Below are 15,968 nucleotides of genomic sequence, written 5' to 3' on the forward strand. Positions count from 1 at the left end.
GGGCGCCGGCGGCCTCGGCCCGCCGCCGCAGCGCCTCGGCGAGCTGACCGGCACCGCCGACGGGCGAGGGGAAGCCCACGTCCTGGCAGAGCATCGTCATCAGCCACCCGTAGAGACCGCTCCCGGCGGCCGTCGGGGGGATGTCGGCGTGCATCGCGTTGCCGGCGAGCAGCTGCCCGCCGCCGCGCCCACCGAAGGTCTCGCGCGCCAGTTGGGTCACCGGCAGCACGGCCAGCCGCGCGAGGTCCGGTGCCTCACGCAGCCCCAGCCTCGCGAGGAGGCGCGCGGTGTCCTTGACCGGCGGCCAGCGGGTCAGCAGGGCCGCGAGCAGCGGCTCGCGCACCCGTCGGTACTGCTCGACCATGTCGAGCCAGGCCTGCCCGTCGCCGGGGTGCTCCTGCTCCAGCCCGGCGGCGGTGTCCTCGGCCTCGGGCAGGAGGGGGACCCCCCCTTCGTCCGGTCCGGACACGTGGGCGAGTGGACGCGGCGCGTGCGCCCACGCCAACCCGTGCTGCTCCAGCTCGAGCGCGCGCAGCACCGGTGAGGCGACAGCGAGGGGGTGGCAGGCGCTGAACTCGTCCTCGATCCACCCGTCGCCGCTGCGGCTCGCGACGGCACCCCCGACCCGGTCGCGCTCCTCGACCACGAGCACGTCCCACCCGGCGTCGGCGAGGAGCGCTGCGGTGACGAGCCCGTGGTGCCCCGCCCCGATGACGACGGCATCGACGGTCTCCACTCAGACCTCCTCGTGTCGCGTCTCCCGCTCGGCGAGCAGGCAGAGTCGGTGCAGTGCCTCGCGGTTGCGCACCCGCAGGGCGAGCCGGCGCGCCGGCGGTGGGGCGAGCACGGCGAGCCCACCGGAGGCATCCTCGCGCATCGTCACCTCGGTCCCGTCGGCGCCCACCCCGACCTCGAGCTCGACGAGCTGTGTGCCCCACGGGCGGACGCGGGCACGCAGCAGCACGTACATCCGCTCGGGGTCGCACTCGACGACGGAGGTGGTGTCGTCACGCACGAGGGGCCACACGCCGACGGAGTGGTGCAGTCGCGCACCGGGTGCCGGCCACGACGCGTCGACCGCGCGCACCCGCGAGGCACCGACGACCCAGGCGCCATAGGTCCAGCCGTCCTCGATCACGGCCCACACGCGCTCCGGCGAGGCGCGGGTGGTCCAGCGCACGGCGGCGCTGCGGGACAGGTCGTGGGACGCGCTCTCGACGTCACTCATGGCCGCCTCCGGGGTCGGGTCCGTGGACCCTGCCCCTACCCCGACGGCCCCCGGAGCACACGCTCCGGGGGCCGCCATCTGGGAGAGGTCCGATCAGCCGCTCTTGCGGCGGAACATCTGCTGGGTCGCACTGGTCTCCGCGCGGTGCGCATCCTCGACCTTGCCGTGCGCCCCATCGGGCGAGACGGATGTCCCGCCGTGCGACTGCTTCTTCTCCAGCGCTTCCCGGAACTTCGCCTTCACGTCCTCAGGAGCGCTCTCGTGCTTGCTCATGGGACCTCCCTTCGTCGGCGGCCGGGACCGCGGACGCGGCCCCTGTCCGACCACCATCCCGGACGAAGGGAGGACAGGCAACGGCTTTTCGCCCGGGCGGCCGGGCAAAGGGCCGGCTCAGGCGTCGAGGAGCGGGTGGCGCTGGATGATCTCCTCGCGGCCGGGGCCGACACCGATCGCCGAGACGCGGGCGCCGATGAGCTCCTCGGCACGCAGGACGTACGCCTGGGCGTTGGCGGGCAGCTCCTCGAAGGTGCGACACCCGGTGATGTCCTCCCACCAGCCATCGAGGTACTCGTAGATCGGCTGGGCGTGGTGGACGTCGGACTGGTTGACCGGCATCTCCTCGACCCGCTCGCCGTCGATCTCGTAGGCGACGCAGATCGGCACCCGCTCCAGCCCGGTCAGGACGTCGAGCTTGGTGATGACGAAGTCGGTGACGCCGTTGATCCGGGTGGCGTAGCGACCGACGACGGCGTCGAGCCAGCCGCAGCGGCGCGGGCGACCGGTCGTCGTGCCGTACTCGTGGCCGGTCTTGCGCAGGAACTCGCCGTCGTCGTCGAAGAGCTCGGTCGGGAAGGGACCCTCGCCCACGCGGGTCGAGTAGGCCTTGAGGATCGCGATGACCCGGCTGACGCGGGTCGGCGGGATGCCGGAGCCGGTGCACGCCCCGCCGGCCGTCGCCGAGGACGAGGTGACGAAGGGGTAGGTGCCGTGGTCGACGTCCAGGAGCGTGGCCTGGCCGGCCTCGAGCAGGACGTTCTTGCCCTCGTCGAGGGCCTGCTCGAGCACGAGGCTGGCGTCGACGACCATCGGCCGCAGGCGGTCGGCGTAGGAGAGCAACTCCTCGACGACGGCGTCGACGTCGGCAGCTCGGGTGTTGTAGATCTTCGCCAGGACCTGGTTCTTGAAGTCGAGCGCCGCCTCGACCTTCTGCCGCAGGATCCCCTCGTCGAAGATGTCCTGCACGCGGATGCCGACCCGGTTCATCTTGTCGGCGTAGGTCGGGCCGATCCCCCGGCCGGTCGTGCCGATCTTGCGCTTGCCGAGGAAGCGCTCGGTCACCTTGTCGAGGGTGCGGTTGTAGGGCGCGATGAGGTGCGCGTTGGCGCTGATGAGCAGCTTGGAGGTGTCCACCCCGCGCGCGTCGAGTCCGTCGAGCTCCTGGAAGAGGACCTCGAGGTCGATGACGACACCGTTGCCGATGACGGGCACGACCGTGGGGGTGAGGATGCCCGACGGCAGCAGGTGGAGGGCGTACTTCTCACCGTCGATGACGACGGTGTGCCCCGCGTTGTTGCCACCGTTGAACTTCACGACGTAGTCGACGTCGTGGCCCATCAGGTCGGTGGCCTTGCCCTTGCCCTCGTCGCCCCACTGGGCTCCGATCAGCACGATCGCCGGCATCGGTCCTCCTCGCCCGCCGCGACGGGCGGGGCTCGACAGCACGTCAGCCGCGGGAACGCCCCGCGGCTGCTCACCGGCCCAGTCTACCGAGGGCCCCTCGGCAGGCGGCCGTCGCGCTCGAGGGCGACGCCGAGCTGCAGCCGGGTGCCGACGCCGTACTGGTCCATCAGGGCGGCGACACGCCGGCGCACGGTGCGCAGCCCGACGTGCAGAGTGCGGGCGATCATCTCGTCCTTGGCGCCGAGGGCGAGCATCCGGATGAGGGCCTCGTCGGCGTCACCACCCTGCACCTCGACCTCCGGCGAGACCGACCACATGAGGTCGAACCATGCCGCGAAGCTGCGGACGAGCGCGGGGTTGCGGACGAAGACGTACGGCGAGGTGGGCCGGCCCCACTCCGCGAGGGTGATGACGGCCTCGTCGCCGAGGAGGAGGAACTCGGTGCCCACGAGGTCGGAGACCCGCTGCTGCTGGCCGGCGCCGCGCTTGACGGCGAGCTCGCCTCGCGCGACCTCGGTGCCGAGCACGCTGGGGTGCAGCAGGGTCCGCTGCACCTGGCCCTCGACCGCGCGGGCCCGCTCGTTGCGGGAATTGACCTCTTCGCGTCCGGCCCCCACGTCGAGGTCGAGGATGACGTTGTCGGCACGGTCGACCTGGCCCGCGAGCCGGTCGATCATCGGCGCCGCCATCTCCTGGGTGAGGACCTGCACCCCGGGGTCGTCGCCGAGGTCGATGTTGTGCATCCGGGCCCGCAGGGTCATCAGCGCGTCCCCGATGTCGATGAGCTTTTCGCGGCCCTGCTCGATGCGGATGCTGTCCTCCGCGAGATAGCGCTCGAGACGGCGCAGCGGCTCGTCGTCGGGCACCCGCGTTGGAGACATGAATGGCATGTTAGTGCCAGTGGCCTCATCATGCCGTCTTGGTCGACGGGCGTGGTGCAGAATGGGGCCTGCGCGCGGGCGCCGCCGATGGATCAGGGGACTCAGAGCGGCGCCCGGCGCCTCGCACTCTCCGGGCACGGGACACCGGACCGCGTCGAAGGGCGTCACGACCAGGTCGTGACGCCCTTCGTCGTGCCGGGGTTGGGTCAGCCGAGCAGCGCCCGGGCCGCCTCCAGCGACGAGTCGGTGAGGAAGGTGCGGCAGCGCGCCTCCTCCTCGGTCTCCTCGATCTCACCGGCGGCCTGGGACAGCGCGGCGAGCGCGCGCAGGAATCCGCGATTGGGCACGTGCGACCACGGCACGGGCCCCTGGCCCTTCCAGCCGGAGCGGCGCAGCGCGTCGAGCCCGCGGTGGTAGCCGGTGCGGGCGTAGGCGTAGGCCTCGATGGAGCGTCCGCCATCGAGCGCGGCCTCGGCGAGGACCGCCCACGGCAGGGAGGACGAAGGGAGGTCCGCCGCCACCGCAGCGGCGTCCTCACCGGCGTCGATCCGCGCGGTCGCGGGGTCCTCGGGCAGGCGGGTCTCCGGGATGCCGAGCAGGTTGTCCATCAGGCCTTCACCGACGTCCCGGCCGAGCGCAGGTTCTCGCAGGCCTCGACGATGCGGGCGGCCATCGACGCCTCGGCCTCCTTGCCCCAGGAGCGGGGGTCGTACTGCTTCTTGTTGCCGACCTCGCCGTCGATCTTGAGCACGCCGGTGTAGTTCTCCAGCATCCAGCCGGCGACCGGGCGGGTGAAGGCGTACTGGGTGTCGGTGTCGACGTTCATCTTGATGACGCCGTAGTCGACCGCGTCGGAGATCTCCTGCGCGGTGGACCCGGAGCCGCCGTGGAAGACGAGGTCGAGGGGACGCTCGCCGTGGTCGGTGCCGTGCTTGGCCACGATCGCGTCCTGGCACTGCTTGAGGATCTCGGGCCGCAGCTTGACGTTGCCCGGCTTGTAGACCCCGTGGACGTTGCCGAAGGTCAGGGCCGTCATGTAGCGGCCCTTCTCCCCCAGGCCCAGCGCCGCGACGGTCGCGAGCGCGTCCTCGGGGGTGGTGTACAGCTGGTCGTTGATCTCGTTGGCGACGCCGTCCTCCTCGCCACCGACGACGCCGATCTCCACCTCGAGGATGATGTCGGCGGCCGCGGAGAGCTCGAGCAGCTCCTGCGCGATCTGCAGGTTCTCCTCCAGCGGCACGGCCGAGCCGTCCCACATGTGCGACTGGAAGATCGGGAGCCCGGTCTTGTCCCGGCGTTCCTTGCTCGCCGCGAGCAGCGGACGGACGAACCCGTCGAGCTTGTCCTTGGGGCAGTGGTCGGTGTGCAGCGCGATGTTGACGTCGTAGTTCTTGGCGACGTGCTCCGCGTAGGCGGCCAGCGCGAGCGAGCCGGTCACCATGTCCTTGATCGTCGGGCCAGAGAGGTACTCGCCACCGCCGGTGGAGACCTGGACGATGCCGTCGCTGCCGGCCTCGGCGAAGCCCCGGATGGCGGCATTGAGCGTCTGGCTCGAGGTGACGTTGATGGCCGGGTAGGCGAAGGACCCGGCCTTCGCGCGGTCGAGCATGTCGCGATAGACGTCGGGAGTGGCGATGGGCATGTCGGTGGTGCCTCCTGCGCGGGTGCTGTGGTCTTGCGGACGATCCTCGCAGACCGTGGGCCGAAGGGGGAGCCCACCCGCTCCCTTCGCCCCGCCTGCGCCGGACGCGGCCACGGCCCGCCGTCGAGCATGTCGTCGTACCCGCGAGTCACTTCACGGTCGAGGTCGCGGCGAAGGGGAGGCCGAGCTCAGCGGAGCAGGTCGTGGCGCTCCGCGGCGAGCGCGTGCGACTGCGCCTCGGTGGCGGCACGGCGCCGGTCCAGCTCCGCGAGGACCGTGCGCACGGCGTCGCGGCAGTGGTGGACCGTCGTCACGGCCCGGCTGGCCCGTAGGGAGACGTGCGTCTCGACGCCGATCGTGTTGAGGATGTCGAAGGCCTTGGCCGCCCCGGAGATCTCGAGAGGTGGCAGCGGCGCGAAGGACGCGTGCATCCCCGTGTCGGCGACCTCGCGTCCCAGATCGGCGAGTGCGGCGTTGACCTGCAGGAGCAGCTCGTTGGCCGGGGCGACGCGGGTGTACTTGTCGAGGTCGATGAGCGGGCTGGAGATGAGCGAGCTGTCCGCCGAGCTCAGCCGCCAGATCATCTCCAGCTGCTCGCGCGCCTGCGACAGCAGTGCCTCGGCCCGACGACCGGCGTCCAGCGCCTCGTGCAGCTCGCGCAGCAGGGCCTGCGCCCGGCCGCGCTCGTGGGCGATCGCCGTGAGCCGGGTCGCGACGGGACCGCCGCCACCGACGAACTCGGCCTCCCGGTCCGCTGCCGCCCGCTCGTAGCGGGCGACGGCGTCCCCGAGCCCGGCCCGCTCCCGCTCGAGGCCGGCGAGGTACTCGCGCGCGGCCTGCGCGTTGCCGATCGCGAAGCGGTCGCCGGTGCGCCCCGCCTCAGCGTCCAGGAGCGGCACGTCCGCCCGGGTGCGGGCGATGCGCGCGTCGAGGTCGAGCTGCCGCTGCCACTGCTCCGTCGCCTCCTCCAGCGCGGCCAGCGCCCCGGTCACGACGCCCGCCCCGGGGCGAGGATGGCCGGTACGGTCGTGGCGACCCGCTGCAGCCCCAGACGGGTGAGGATCGGCAGCGAGTCCGGGCTGCAGTCCACCCGGACGAAGGGGAAGCCGCGCTCGGTCGCACAGCGCGCCCGTTCGGCGACGAGGGCGCGGTAGATCCCACGGCGACGTGCTGCGGGGTGGGTCGAGCCGCCCCAGAAGGAGCAGAAGTCGGCCCCCGGCGAGTAGCGCACCCACGCGGCACACACCACCTGCCCGACCTCGACGGTTGGCACCTCCGCTTCGCCGGCCAAGGGCTCGGCTGCCCGGGCGACGAAGACGTCGATGAGGTCCGGGCTCGCCCGCAACTCCTCGCGCAACTCGGCCGTGTGGCCGCCACGGCGGCCCCACACGATCTTGGAGAGGTCCGCGATCCCAGCAAAGGCCCCGTCGTCGTCCGCGTCGACCTGTCGTAGGGCCACCCCCTTCGCCTCGACGGGGTGGACGAGTGCCGCCGTCTCGCCGAGGACGAGGGCCTCGTCGTCCTCGATGACGAATCCCTTGTCCCGCAACCGCTCGAGCAGGTCAGCGGGCTCGTCGTAGTCGTAGGTCTTCCACTCGACCTCCTGCCCCCGGGCGCCGAAGAACTCGACCTGCCGGTCGATCCAGCGGTCCGGGTCCTCGCCGAGCCCCTCCGGGCACTCGACCATCGCGAACCCCGCCGGGTCCTGCGACCACGTCCGCCGCACGGGGCCGTCACGGTCCTGCATCAGTCCCGGGCGCGGCTCGTCCTCACGTCCGGCCAGCCGGATCTGCCGGTGGAACTCCTCAAGGAGCGTCATGCTCGCGCAGCCTGCCACGTGCTGCGGACCCGCGTCCTCCTTGTTAACGTCGAGCACGCGACCGGGGGGACGCTGCCCCGACACGTCACGACGAAGGGGATCCACCTGTGCTCACCGCGACCCGCCACCGGCTGATCGCCGCCGCTGCCACCACGCTCGTCCTCGCGGCGGGAGGATGTGGCTCCGACTCCGACAGCTCGTCGGACGCCACCTCCTCCAGCGGCTCGGCCGCCGCCTCCTCCAGCGGCTCGGCCGCCTCCTCCGAGACGTCGGCCGGCTCGTCCGGGGCCGCAGGGACCCACAGCGTCGTCGTCGACGGCACACCCCTCACGGCCGACTCCTGGCGCGTCAAGTGCCAGAAGAACGACGCCGAGACCAAGGGCACCGCAGGCCTCCTGGAGGACGTGCCGCTGGAGGAGATCGCCGACGCGATGTTCGTCAGCGTCGACTTCGACATCGCGGACGGCAAGGTGTCGGACGTGAGGAACGTCTTGGTGACCGGGGGGCCGTCCGGGGACGTCCACGCCATCACCGACGAGACGACGGTGACGATGTCGGAGACGTCGGTGCGGGCCGAGGGCACTGCCCGTGGCACCGTCGACGGCGCGCAGCGCGACGACATCCCCTTCACCGTCGAGATCTCCTGCCCGTCGTGGGGTGGCCTCACCGACGAGGGCGACCAGATCCCGCCCGGCTGACGCCAGCCCACCGCAGCGCCTCAGCCGTGAGCGCCCTGCCAGGCGATGATCCGGTCCAGCGCCTCCGCGATGGCCTCGGGCCCGGCAGCCAGGGACAGCCGCACGCAGCGCGACCCGGCGACCGGGTCGAAGTCGCCCCCGGGCGTGACGGCCACGCCGGTCGCCTCGAGCAGGGCGCTCGCGTACTCGCGGGCGTCGGCGAAGCCGTGCATCGCCTCGCCCAGCTCCGCCCAGTAGTAGAAGGCGCCGTCGGCGGGCGCCGCTGCGCCCCAACCGAGCTCGGGCGCGCGGGCGAGCAGCACCTCCCGGGCACGGGCGAACTCCAGGCGCGCGGCCTCCCCTTCGGCATAGGTCGCCTCGTCGAAGGCCGCGACCGCCGCCTCCTGCGCCGCCGCCGGCGGGCAGAGCGCGATGTTGCCGGCGAGCGCGTCGACGGCCGCCCGCAGGTCCTGCGGCACGAGCAGCCAGCCGAGCCGCCACCCGGTCATCCCCCAGTACTTGCTGAAGGAGGAGACGACGATGGCGTGCTCGTCGACCTCCCGGGCGCAGACCCCCTTCGCATCGGGGCCGTCGCCGTAGGTGACGCCGTGGTAGATCTCGTCGCTCACCAGGCGCACCCCGTGCGCGCTGCACCACGCGGCGATCGCGGCGAGCTCGCCACGGTCGACCATCGTGCCCGTGGGGTTGGCCGGTGAGGCGAGGACGAGTCCGGCGAGCGGGGCGCGGGCGTGCTCCTCCTCGAGCTGGGCGACGGTCGGCTGGTAGCGCTCGACCGGCCCCGTCGCGATGTCGACGACCTCGCAGCCGAGCGAGGCGAGGATGTTGCGGTACGCGGGGTACCCGGGTCGGGCCAACGCGACCCGGTCGCCGTGGTCGAAGGCCGCGAGGAAGGCCAGGACGAAGCCTCCCGACGAGCCCGTCGTCACCGCGACCTCCGCCGGGTCGAGGTCGAGCCCGTACCACCGGGCGTAGTGGCCGGCGATCGCCGCGCGCAGGGGGGCCGTCCCCAGGGCCGGCGTGTACCCGAGCGGCCGTGCCTCGCCGTGGATGCGGGACGCCGCGGCCTGCACCGCGCTCGGGGCGCCCTGGCTCGGCTCGCCGGCGCACAGCGAGATGACCTCCCGGCCCTCCGCGCGCATCCGCGCGACGGTGGCGAGGACGTCCATGACCTCAAAGGGGGCGACCGCGGACCGGGAGGACGGGGCGAAGGGGGTGGTCATGGGGACATCCTCACCCCTCGGGCCATCACGGGTGTGACCGGGGCCACGCGCAGGGTGTAGCGTCTCCCGGCCACACCAACCGGAGAGGACCCGTCGTGTCCGAGACTACGGCCGGATCGTCAGCACGACCTGGATGATCATCACCGCCCTCGGTGCCATCACCACGGCCCTCATCGGTGTCGCGTACTTCAACGGGCCCGACCCGGCCAAGGCGATCGAGGACCCGGAGACCGTCTTCCTGCTGCTGAGCCAGATCTTCTTCCACCCGCTCGTCGCCGGATTCGTCCTGGCCGCCGTGCTCGCGGCGATCATGTCGACGATGTCGAGCCAGCTCGTCGTCTGCTCCTCCGCGCTCGTCGAGGACCTCGTCAACCTCACCGGTCGCAAGGCCTCCGACACGGCCCTGCTCATGTACGGCCGCATCGGCGTGCTCGTCGTCGCCCTCGTCGGGCTCGTCCTCGCGCTCGACCCCGACTCGGCGATCCTCGAGCTCGTCGCCTTCGCGTGGGCCGGCTTCGGTGCCGCCTTCGGCCCGATCATCCTGCTCTCGCTCTACTGGCGCCGCCTGACCGCCCACGGCGCGCTCGCCGGCATGATCGTCGGTGCCGTCACGGTCTTCGCCTGGGGCAACATCGACAGCCTGAGCGACCGGATGTACGAGATCGTCCCGGGCTTCCTGCTCAACCTGCTCGTCGCCGTGGCCGTCTCGCTGGCCCAGCGGTCCGACGACCCGGGCATCGGCGAGGAGTTCGACCGGATGGAGCGCGACCTCGCCCGCGACCGGGGCGACATCGACCTGACGACCGCCCCGTAACCGGGTCCGGCCCCTCGAGACCGTCGCTGCGCGACCTCCTCGGGGAGCGTGGACCGCGGGATGAGTATCGGGACGCCGGGGACCTGAGTACTCCGGCGGATCCCCCCTTCGTCGCGGGGCGCGAGTCTCGTGGTCATGGACACGACCACGATCTCCCGCCTCGCGGCGGCCACCCCGGACACCCGCAACCGGGTCGTCGACCTCTACCGCGCCGTCGCGATCGGCGTCGTCGTGCTCGGCCACTGGCTGATGGCAGCCGTGGTCGTGCGCGACGGCGAGATCTCGATGGCCAACACCCTTGACCTCGTCCGACCGCTGCAGGGCCTGACCTGGGTCCTGCAGGTGATGCCTCTCTTCTTCCTCGTCGGCGGGTACGCCAATGCCACGTCGTGGCGCTCCGCGCGGGCGAAGGGGGACACCTGGGCGACGTGGCAGCGCGCCCGACTGCGCCGCCTGATGACCCCGGTCCTGCCGCTCCTCATCGCCTGGCTGGCGATCTGCTCGGTGGGCGTGGCGGCCGGTGCCTCTCCCGACCTGCTGCGGCTCGCGAGCCAGTCGGCCCTGGTGCCCACCTGGTTCCTCGCGGCCTACGTCCTCGTCGTCGCGGTGGCCCCGCTGACGCTCCGGCTCTGGGAGCGCTACGGCTGGTGGAGCTTCTTCGGAGGTATGGCCGTCGCCGGGATCGTCGACTACGTCTCGATCTCGACCGGCTCGGTCCTCATCGGCTTCGTCAACTACCTCTTCGTCTGGGCGAGCGTGCACCAGCTCGGCTATGCCTGGCGTGACGGCGCCCTGGACAGCGCAGCGCGGCGGATCGCGTTGTCCGCCATCGGTCTTGGCGCCGTGGCCGCACTCGTGCACTTCGGGCCCTACCCGGTCGCCATGGTCGGCACCGGCCAGCCGGTGGAGAACTCCTACCCCGCCCGCGTCACGCTGCTCTTCCTCGGGATGTTCCAGATCGGGCTCGCCCTGCTCGCCGAGCGCCGGCTCAACACCTGGCTCCAGCGGCCGGCGGCGTGGCGGGCGACGATCGCCGTCAACGCCCGCATCATGACCCTCTACCTGTGGCACATGACGGCGATGCTCGCCCTCGTCGGCCTCTCGCTGGCCCTCGACGGCCGTGGCCTCGGGCTGGAGCCGGCGAGCGGTCAGTGGTGGGCGACCCGGCCGGTGTGGTTCGCGGTCTGCGCCGTCGTGACGATCGCCCTCATCGCGGTCTTCGGCCGGCTCGAGGACCCGAGCATCGACCTGCGCCCGGCCCCGAGCGTGTGGCGTCCGGTCGTCGCGACGGTCGCGGTGTGCGGTGGCCTGGCCGTCATGGCCAAGTCCGGCATCGTCTCCGCCGACGGCGTGCACTGGATCTGGCCGGTGCTGCCGGTCGCGGCCCTGCTCGTCCTGCGGATGGTGCCGCTGCGGGCGCTGCACCCACGGGCCTGACCCCCTTCCACCCGGATCCCGCCTCCGTGCGTCATGAGATGCACGGAGGCGGGGGGGTCTATGGGCGCTGGCCGAAGGTGTGCCGCCGCACCCACGCGTGCATCGCGATGGCCGCGGCGGCACCGGCGTTCATCGAGCGAGTCGAGCCGAACTGGCTGATCTCCAGGACGACGTCGCAGGCCGCGAGCATCTCGGGCGAGATCCCCGGACCCTCCTGGCCGAGGACGAGGACGCACTGCCGCGGCAGGTCGTGGGTCTCGATCGGGACGGCGCCCGGCACGTTGTCGATCCCGATGATGCGAAGGGGGGTCCCCCCTTCGCCCGCGGTGCTCGCCCACTCCACGAGGTCGGCGACGTCCGGATGGTGGTGCTCGACCTGGTAGCGGTCGGTGACCATCGCACCGCGGCGGTTCCACCGCCGCTTGCCGACGATGTGGAAGGCGGCCGCTCCCATCGCGTTGGCGGTGCGCACGACCGAGCCGATGTTGAAGTCGTGCTCCCAGTTCTCGATCGCGACGTGGAACTCGTGCCGCCGGGTGGCGAGGTCGGCGGTGATCGCCTCGTGCGACCAGTAGCGGTACCGGTCCTCGACATTACGCCGGTCGCCCTCCCGCAGCAGGTGCGGGTCGAGGCGCTCGTCATCGGGCCACGACCCCTGCCACGGGCCGACGCCATGGCTCACAGCGGACGCGGAGGACGCGCCCGTACCATCGTCCGGGGTGCTCACGTGCCCCACCGTAGACATCACCGCCTCGGAAGGGCTGCATGAACACCATCGTCGACTGGGTCCTCGAGCTGATGGACAGCATCGGGGGACCTGGCATCGCGCTCGGCATCTTCCTCGAGAACCTCTTCCCGCCGATCCCCAGCGAGGTGATTCTGCCGCTCGCCGGCTTCACCGCGGCCCAGGGACGCTACTCGATGGTCGAGGCGATCCTGTGGGCCACGCTCGGGTCGGTCACCGGCGCGCTGCTGCTCTACGGCATCGGCGCGGCGCTCGGGCTGGAGCGGCTGCGGGTCATCGCGCACCGGATGCCCCTCGTCGACGTCGCCGACATCGACAAGACAGACGCGTGGTTCGGCAGGCACGGGCCCAAGGCGGTCTTCTTCGGGCGCTTCGTCCCCGGGATCCGCAGCCTGATCTCGATCCCCGCGGGCATCGACCGGATGCCGCTCGTGCAGTTCCTCGGCTACACCACGGCCGGCTCGCTCATCTGGAACTCGCTCTTCATCTGGATCGGCCACCAGCTCGGCGACCGCTACCACCTCGTCGAGCAGTACATGGACCCGATCAGCAAGGTCGTCTACCTGCTGATCATCCTCGCTGCGGTGGGTGTGCTGGTGTGGATGGTCCGGCGCTCGATGCGCCGCACCCACGACCCCGACGACCAGATCGACGTGGAGTCGCTCGACTGACGCCACTCCCCCGTTGGAGGTATGCGCGCTGACCTTTCACCAGCGCGTATACATCCACCCGCGCGGGGTGGCGAAAACCGCTCGTGCGTTGTCGGGGGCGCCACCTAGGCTGATCCGACATGAGCGCACCCGTGATCGAGGCCTCCGGGCTGGTCAAGACCTTCGGCGACTTCGTGGCCGTCGACGACGTGAGTTTCGAGGTGCCCCGGGGCACCGTCTTCGGCCTCCTGGGCCCCAACGGCGCGGGCAAGACAACGACCGTGCGCATGATGACCACCCTCGCGACGCCCACCCGCGGCTCGGCCCGGGTCGCCGGTCACGACGTCGTGCGCGAGCCCGACGCGGTCCGGGCATCGATGGGCCTGACGGCGCAGAGCGCCACCGTCGACGAGCTGCTGACGGGGAGGGAAAACCTGCGTCTCATCGGTGACCTCTACGGGCTCGACCGCCGCTTCGTGCGGCGTCGTAGTGACGAGTTGCTCGAGCAGTTCTCCCTCACCGAGGCGCGCGACAAGATCGTCAAGGAGTACTCGGGCGGCATGCGCCGCCGCATCGACCTGGCGGTCAGCCTCATCGCGCAGCCCGAGGTGCTCTTCCTCGACGAGCCGACCACGGGTCTCGACCCGCGCAGCCGGGTCGAGCTGTGGGACGTCCTGCGCGGACTGGTGCGTGACGGGACGACACTGCTCCTCACGACCCAGTACCTCGAGGAGGCCGACCACCTGGCCGACGAGCTCATCGTCATCGACCACGGTCGGGTCATCGCCCGGGGCACACCGCTGGAGCTGAAGGACCAGTCCGGCGCCGCCAGCCTCGTCGTCACGGTCTCCCGGCCCGACGAGGTCCAGCAGGCCGCGGGCCTGCTGCGCGCGATCGTCGGCGAGGTCCGGGTCGACGAGGACGCACGCCGGCTCACCGCCCCCTCGGGTGACGTCGCCGCCCTGACGCAGGTCGCCCGGCAGCTCGACGAGGCCGGCATCGACGTCGACGACCTCGGCATGCAGCGGCCGAGCCTCGACGACGTCTTCCTCTCCCTCACCGGCCACCGCGCCGAGGAGTCCAGCAACCCCGAAGAGGTCCCCGCATGAGCACCGTCACCGAGAGCGTCGCCGTCGACCGACCTGCCACGCCCCCGAAGGGCGCCGGTCGCGTCCGGCAGATCACCACCCTCGTGCGTCGCAACCTCACGCACATCAAGCGCCAGCCCGAGATGCTCACCGACGTGACGATCCAGCCGATCATGTTCGTGCTGCTCTTCGCCTATGTCTTCGGCGGGTCGATCAACATCCCCGGCGTCGACTACAAGCCGTGGCTGCTGCCCGGGATCATGGCGCAGACGATCGCCTTCAGCGCCTTCATCGTCGCGATCGGGCTCAACACCGACATCGGCAAGGGCATGGTCGACCGACTGCGGTCGCTGCCCATCCGGCGCTCGTCGATCCTCATCTCGCGCAGCATCGCCGCGCTCATCCACTCGAGCATCGGCGTGGCCGTCATGTCGGTGACGGGCCTGTTCATCGGGTGGCGGCTGCACGAGGGCGTGGTCAACGCGCTCATCGGCTACGGGCTGCTGCTGCTCTTTGGCTTCGCGATGATCTGGATCGGCATCCTCGTCGGCTCGGCGATGCGCTCGGTCGAGGCGGTCAACGGGCTGATGTTCACGACGATCTTCCCGATCACGTTCCTGTCCAACGCCTTCGCCCGCACCGACGTCATGCCGACGTGGCTGCGCACGATCGCCGAGTGGAACCCGATCAGCTCCCTGAGCCAGGCCATGCGGGACAACTGGGGCGTCGCGGGTCAGCCGCTGCGACCCGACGCGCCGTGGCCGCTGCACCACCCCGAGTTGGCGACGATCATCTGGTCGGTCGGCATCACCCTCGTCATCGCCCCGCTGGCGCTGCGCGCCTTCAACGCCCGCACGACCGACTGAGCGACGGTCAGGCAGTCTGGCTGACCGTCGACCTCCGTCGCGCGCATTTCCCCGGGGAAATGCGCTCCTGACCGACACGACCGCGCATTTCCCCGGGGAAATGCGCGGGTCAGCGGGAGCCGTGGCCGAGGACGAGCGCGGCCAACTGGGTGCGTGAGCGCACCCCGGTCTTGCGGTAGATCCGGGTGAGGGTGCCCTCGACCGTCTTGACGCTCAGGTGCAGGCGCTGGGCGATCTCCCGGTTGCTCGCGCCGTCGGCGACGAGCCCGGCGACCTGCTGCTCGGTGAGCGTCAGGCCGGCGAGCGGGTCCTGCCCGTCGGTCTCCTCGGGTTCGAGGCTGTGCAGGGCCGCTCCCTCGGGGAACTTCGCCTGGACCCAGGTCGACCACGGCACGGCGTGCAGCGGCCGCAGGACCTCGCGCGCCCGGGCGGCGGCCTCGCGGCTGCGGCCGGTGCGCCGCGCCCGCCGCTCCACGTGGGCGAGCGTGACGAGCGAGCGCGCCTCCTCGACGGGCAGCCGCCGCTCGGCGGCCTCGTCGACGGAGCGGATGGCCAGCTCACGGGCGGCGTCGAGGTCACCGGTGGCCGCACCGATCTCCGCCTCGGCACGGTCGACCCCGAGGACCACCCCGGGCGAGCCCAACCCGGCGTCGATCCCCTCTCGCACCGCGGCCAGCAGGTCGCGGGCCTCGTCGACCTCGCCCGCCACGGCGAGTGCCGTGACCGCGTCCGCATGCCAGCGAAGGGAGGTCAGGTCGCCGATGCCGCTGGCCGCGTCGATGTCGCGCAGCTCGCGGAACGCGGCCACGGCCGCGTCGAGCTCGTCGAGGTGCAGCCGGGCCAGGCCGAGGTGGGCGAGCTGGCGGCGCAGGTAGCGCTCGTCGTCCTGCTGCCGGGCCAGATGCACGCCGCGCTCACTGATCGTCACCACCCGGTCGAAGGAGCCGCCCACCGCCTCGGCGATGGCCTCGATGTACCAGGTGGTGGCGACCGGGGTGTCGAAGTGCGACGCGGCCCGGGTGGCCCGGCCGGCGAGCTCCAAGGCCTCCCGGCCGCGGCCCTGCCGGGCGACGACCTCGACCAGGCTGCGCAGGACGTGCACGGTGTCGAAGCCCGCGTCGGGCCCCACGCCGCCGAGCATGTCGACCAGTTCGGCCCGGGCCCGCCGCAGGTCGTCGTCGTGGAGGGCGAAGCGCGCGG

General features: G+C 71.9%; 18 protein-coding genes. 6 read left to right on the forward strand and 12 right to left on the reverse strand.

Annotated elements, in window-relative coordinates:
• From JAN01S_RS14440 to JAN01S_RS14480, 9 genes are all read right to left on the reverse strand, one after another.
• A partial coding sequence (locus tag JAN01S_RS14440) for a phytoene desaturase family protein (RefSeq protein WP_157075774.1) occupies positions 1 to 736 on the reverse strand: 736 nt, incomplete at its 3' end.
• Positions 737 to 1,228: an SRPBCC family protein gene (locus tag JAN01S_RS14445; RefSeq protein WP_068319312.1), complete on the reverse strand. Its 492-nt coding sequence runs from the start codon at positions 1,226 to 1,228 to the stop codon at positions 737 to 739.
• A gap of 93 nt (positions 1,229 to 1,321) precedes the next feature.
• The gene (locus JAN01S_RS14450; protein WP_068319313.1) at positions 1,322 to 1,501 is read right to left on the reverse strand and encodes a DUF5302 domain-containing protein; all 180 of its coding nucleotides are present in this window, start codon (positions 1,499 to 1,501) and stop codon (positions 1,322 to 1,324) included.
• Between the two features lie 117 nt (positions 1,502 to 1,618).
• Entirely contained in the window at positions 1,619 to 2,908 is a 1,290-nt protein-coding gene (locus tag JAN01S_RS14455) for an adenylosuccinate synthase (RefSeq protein WP_068319314.1), read from the reverse strand.
• An 83-nt stretch (positions 2,909 to 2,991) separates the two neighbouring features.
• On the reverse strand, positions 2,992 to 3,789 hold the full coding sequence (locus tag JAN01S_RS14460; RefSeq protein WP_157075775.1) for a helix-turn-helix transcriptional regulator: 798 nt from the start codon (positions 3,787 to 3,789) through the stop codon (positions 2,992 to 2,994).
• Between the two features lie 206 nt (positions 3,790 to 3,995).
• Positions 3,996 to 4,397, reverse strand: a complete 402-nt coding sequence (locus tag JAN01S_RS14465; RefSeq protein ID WP_068319316.1) for a DUF3151 domain-containing protein — start codon at positions 4,395 to 4,397, stop codon at positions 3,996 to 3,998.
• Positions 4,397 to 5,431, reverse strand: a complete 1,035-nt coding sequence (gene fbaA, locus JAN01S_RS14470; protein WP_068319317.1) for a class II fructose-bisphosphate aldolase — start codon at positions 5,429 to 5,431, stop codon at positions 4,397 to 4,399. The genes JAN01S_RS14465 and fbaA overlap by 1 nt, the downstream gene beginning before the upstream one ends.
• A gap of 188 nt (positions 5,432 to 5,619) precedes the next feature.
• Positions 5,620 to 6,423: a hypothetical protein gene (locus tag JAN01S_RS14475; RefSeq protein ID WP_068319318.1), complete on the reverse strand. Its 804-nt coding sequence runs from the start codon at positions 6,421 to 6,423 to the stop codon at positions 5,620 to 5,622.
• On the reverse strand, positions 6,420 to 7,250 hold the full coding sequence (locus JAN01S_RS14480) for a GNAT family N-acetyltransferase (RefSeq protein ID WP_068319319.1): 831 nt from the start codon (positions 7,248 to 7,250) through the stop codon (positions 6,420 to 6,422). Before JAN01S_RS14480 ends, JAN01S_RS14475 begins: the two co-directional genes overlap by 4 nt.
• Before the next feature lie 107 nt (positions 7,251 to 7,357).
• Between JAN01S_RS14480 and JAN01S_RS14485 the strand changes: the two genes are divergently transcribed.
• On the forward strand, positions 7,358 to 7,948 hold the full coding sequence (locus JAN01S_RS14485; protein ID WP_068319320.1) for a lipoprotein LpqH: 591 nt from the start codon (positions 7,358 to 7,360) through the stop codon (positions 7,946 to 7,948).
• Between the two features lie 20 nt (positions 7,949 to 7,968).
• Here JAN01S_RS14485 and JAN01S_RS14490 read toward each other — a convergent pair whose 3' ends face one another.
• Positions 7,969 to 9,168 (reverse strand): pyridoxal phosphate-dependent aminotransferase, encoded by a 1,200-nt coding sequence (locus JAN01S_RS14490; protein ID WP_068319321.1) that lies wholly within the window; start codon positions 9,166 to 9,168, stop codon positions 7,969 to 7,971.
• A gap of 115 nt (positions 9,169 to 9,283) precedes the next feature.
• On the opposite strand from JAN01S_RS14490, the gene JAN01S_RS14495 reads away from it, so the two are divergent.
• Positions 9,284 to 9,982 (forward strand): sodium:solute symporter family transporter, encoded by a 699-nt coding sequence (locus JAN01S_RS14495; RefSeq protein ID WP_370670788.1) that lies wholly within the window; start codon positions 9,284 to 9,286, stop codon positions 9,980 to 9,982.
• Positions 9,983 to 10,117: 135 nt separating this feature from the next.
• A complete protein-coding gene (locus JAN01S_RS14500) occupies positions 10,118 to 11,419 on the forward strand; it encodes an acyltransferase family protein (RefSeq protein ID WP_068319322.1) in 1,302 nt (433 codons plus the stop codon).
• A gap of 58 nt (positions 11,420 to 11,477) precedes the next feature.
• Here JAN01S_RS14500 and JAN01S_RS14505 read toward each other — a convergent pair whose 3' ends face one another.
• Entirely contained in the window at positions 11,478 to 12,164 is a 687-nt protein-coding gene (locus tag JAN01S_RS14505; protein ID WP_068319323.1) for a TrmH family RNA methyltransferase, read from the reverse strand.
• 20 nt (positions 12,165 to 12,184) lie between these two features.
• Here JAN01S_RS14505 and JAN01S_RS14510 point away from each other — a divergent pair, with 20 nt between their 5' ends.
• The 3 genes from JAN01S_RS14510 to JAN01S_RS14520 all read left to right on the forward strand — a co-directional run bounded on the left by JAN01S_RS14510 (position 12,185) and on the right by JAN01S_RS14520 (position 14,768).
• Positions 12,185 to 12,835 carry a DedA family protein gene (locus JAN01S_RS14510; protein WP_068319324.1) on the forward strand — a complete coding sequence of 217 codons (651 nt, stop codon included), beginning with the start codon at positions 12,185 to 12,187 and terminating at the stop codon, positions 12,833 to 12,835.
• A 119-nt stretch (positions 12,836 to 12,954) separates the two neighbouring features.
• Positions 12,955 to 13,923: an ATP-binding cassette domain-containing protein gene (locus tag JAN01S_RS14515; protein ID WP_068319325.1), complete on the forward strand. Its 969-nt coding sequence runs from the start codon at positions 12,955 to 12,957 to the stop codon at positions 13,921 to 13,923.
• Positions 13,920 to 14,768, forward strand: a complete 849-nt coding sequence (locus JAN01S_RS14520) for an ABC transporter permease (RefSeq protein ID WP_068319326.1) — start codon at positions 13,920 to 13,922, stop codon at positions 14,766 to 14,768. Before JAN01S_RS14515 ends, JAN01S_RS14520 begins: the two co-directional genes overlap by 4 nt.
• 109 nt (positions 14,769 to 14,877) lie before the next feature.
• On the opposite strand, the gene JAN01S_RS14525 is transcribed toward JAN01S_RS14520, so the two are convergent.
• A partial coding sequence (locus JAN01S_RS14525; protein WP_169797242.1) for a helix-turn-helix transcriptional regulator occupies positions 14,878 to 15,968 on the reverse strand: 1,091 nt, incomplete at its 5' end.

The sequence above is a fragment of the Janibacter anophelis NBRC 107843 genome (assembly GCF_001570945.1).
Classification (GTDB): domain Bacteria; phylum Actinomycetota; class Actinomycetes; order Actinomycetales; family Dermatophilaceae; genus Janibacter; species Janibacter anophelis.

Excerpts from the sequence above, each read along its gene's own strand:
- JAN01S_RS14465 (WP_068319316.1), bottom strand. The coding sequence starts at position 4,397 with ATGGACAACCTGCTCGGCATCCCGGAGACCCGCCTGCCCGAGGACCCC.
- JAN01S_RS14455 (WP_068319314.1), bottom strand. The coding sequence starts at position 2,908 with ATGCCGGCGATCGTGCTGATCGGAGCCCAGTGGGGCGACGAGGGCAAG.
- JAN01S_RS14505 (WP_068319323.1), bottom strand. The coding sequence starts at position 12,164 with ATGTCTACGGTGGGGCACGTGAGCACCCCGGACGATGGTACGGGCGCG.
- JAN01S_RS14515 (WP_068319325.1), top strand. The coding sequence starts at position 12,955 with ATGAGCGCACCCGTGATCGAGGCCTCCGGGCTGGTCAAGACCTTCGGC.
- JAN01S_RS14520 (WP_068319326.1), top strand. The coding sequence starts at position 13,920 with ATGAGCACCGTCACCGAGAGCGTCGCCGTCGACCGACCTGCCACGCCC.
- JAN01S_RS14500 (WP_068319322.1), top strand. The coding sequence starts at position 10,118 with ATGGACACGACCACGATCTCCCGCCTCGCGGCGGCCACCCCGGACACC.
- JAN01S_RS14480 (WP_068319319.1), bottom strand. The coding sequence starts at position 7,250 with ATGACGCTCCTTGAGGAGTTCCACCGGCAGATCCGGCTGGCCGGACGT.
- JAN01S_RS14490 (WP_068319321.1), bottom strand. The coding sequence starts at position 9,168 with ATGACCACCCCCTTCGCCCCGTCCTCCCGGTCCGCGGTCGCCCCCTTT.
- JAN01S_RS14450 (WP_068319313.1), bottom strand. The coding sequence starts at position 1,501 with ATGAGCAAGCACGAGAGCGCTCCTGAGGACGTGAAGGCGAAGTTCCGG.
- JAN01S_RS14445 (WP_068319312.1), bottom strand. The coding sequence starts at position 1,228 with ATGAGTGACGTCGAGAGCGCGTCCCACGACCTGTCCCGCAGCGCCGCC.
- JAN01S_RS14460 (WP_157075775.1), bottom strand. The coding sequence starts at position 3,789 with ATGTCTCCAACGCGGGTGCCCGACGACGAGCCGCTGCGCCGTCTCGAG.
- fbaA (WP_068319317.1), bottom strand. The coding sequence starts at position 5,431 with ATGCCCATCGCCACTCCCGACGTCTATCGCGACATGCTCGACCGCGCG.
- JAN01S_RS14510 (WP_068319324.1), top strand. The coding sequence starts at position 12,185 with ATGAACACCATCGTCGACTGGGTCCTCGAGCTGATGGACAGCATCGGG.